Origin of the sequence: Pseudonocardia sp. SID8383 (genome assembly GCF_009864975.1) — a bacterium.
GTDB classification, from domain to species: domain Bacteria; phylum Actinomycetota; class Actinomycetes; order Mycobacteriales; family Pseudonocardiaceae; genus Pseudonocardia; species Pseudonocardia alni.
Genome location: NZ_WWFY01001217.1, coordinates 1 through 1,659 on the forward strand (window position 1 = coordinate 1; position 1,659 = coordinate 1,659).

Annotated in this window: 2 protein-coding genes and 1 pseudogene; all 3 read right to left on the reverse strand. The window is 75.4% G+C overall.

Annotated features, from left to right (window positions below):
- Positions 1–212 (reverse strand): annotated as a pseudogene (locus GTW08_RS31305) (hypothetical protein); the annotation flags it as partial.
- 51 nt (positions 213–263) lie between these two features.
- A complete protein-coding gene (locus GTW08_RS29790; RefSeq protein WP_161152849.1) occupies positions 264–1,016 on the reverse strand; it encodes a 3-hydroxybutyrate dehydrogenase in 753 nt (250 codons plus the stop codon).
- Between the two features lie 67 nt (positions 1,017–1,083).
- Positions 1,084–1,659, reverse strand: a 576-nt coding sequence (locus GTW08_RS29795) for an alkaline shock response membrane anchor protein AmaP (RefSeq protein ID WP_161152850.1), incomplete at its 5' end; no start/stop codon positions are given.

Below are 1,659 nucleotides of genomic sequence, written 5' to 3' on the forward strand. Positions count from 1 at the left end.
GCGGTGCAGTCGGTGAACCCGGTGGTGCGGACCGGGTCGGAGTCGGGCAGCAGGTCCGGGTCGGCGGGCGGGCCCGCGGCCGACGTCGGGGGAGCGGCAGGCAGCTGTTCGCCCCGCACGGCCACCGGCGGCCGCTGCGACGGCCCGACGGCGCACCCGGCGAGCAGCAGTACGGCGAGCAGCAGGACCCCGAGCACACTCCACCGCCGCACGAGCACCGATCATGCCGGTACCGGGGTGTGGCCGCGGTGAGCGCCGCACCCCTACCGGGCGGTCCAGCCGCCGTCCTGGGACAGCGACGTGCCGGTGATCGACGCCGACGCCGGCCCCCACAGCAGCGCGGCCAGCTCCGCGGTCTCGGCGGGCTCGATCAGCCGCTTCACCGCCACCGGGGTGAGCATGATCCTCGTGACGACCTCGTCCTCGGAGATCCCGTGCGTGCGGGCCTGGTCGGCGATCTGCGCCTCGACCAGCGGCGTGCGCACGTAGGCGGGGTTGATGCAGTTGCTGGTCACGCCGTGCTCGGCGCCCTCCAGCGCGGTGACCTTCGACAGGCCCTCCAGGCCGTGCTTGGCCGAGACGTAGGCGGACTTGTACGGCGAGGCCCGCAGGCCGTGCGCGGAGGAGATGTTCACGACCCGCCCCCAGCCACGGGCGTACATGTGCGGCAGCGACCGGCGGATCAGCCGGAACGGCGACTCCAGCATCAGGCGCAGGATGTTCGAGAACATCTCCGGGTCGAACTCCTCCAGCCGCGAGACGTGCTGGCGACCGGCGTTGTTGACCAGGATGTCGACGTCGGTGGGCAGCTGTTCCACGGCGTCGAGGTCGGACAGGTCGCAGCCCAGCGGCGTGACCAGGTCGCTCTGGGCGGCCAGTGGGGCCACCCGGTCCTCGGCGAGGTCCACCGCGTACACCTTCGCCCCGTCGGCGACGAGCCTGCGGGCCACGGCGGCCCCGATCCCGCTGCCCGCCCCGGTGACGAGGGCCGTCCTGCCGTCCAGCACTGCGCTCATGCCGACGACCGTACGGTCGCCGACCGGCCCGGCCCCTGTGAGCCGGGTCACGGACCCGGCCGGTGGGTCAGGAGACCCGCGGGCGGTCGTCGCGGCGGGCCGCGTCCAGCTCCAGACGGACCGCGACGGGGAGGTCCGCCATCCCCAGCGCGTCGCGGATCCCGGGCAGGATCTCGGCGTCGAGGCGGCGGCAGATCTCGGCGACCTCCCCGTCGGCGACGTCCTCGCCGACCCACACGGTGGCGCGCACCGCGGGCGCGGAGGTGCTGCCGACCATCCGGGCGCGGGCCCGGGTCACCCCGGGCAGCGTGGCGGCCCCGTCGGCGACGGCGTCGGCCGCGGCGGAGGCGCCGATCCGGATCTCGGTGTCCGGGCCGCCGTCCAGGACCAGGTCCGGCCGGGTCTCCGGGCGCAGCGACCGCGCGGTCCACCAGAGCCCGAGCAGCACCAGCACGAGACCGGCCAGGATCGCGACCAGGCGGGCGGCGGTGCCGTTGGCCAGCAGGAACTGTTCGACCACCGGGTCCAGCAGCGGGCGTTGCGGGCGGCCCTGCCCGAAGACCCCGGTCACCAGCAGCACGGTGAGCACGCCGACGGCGAGCAGCACCACGCCGAGCAGGACGAGCCCGCCGCGGGCGCCGCC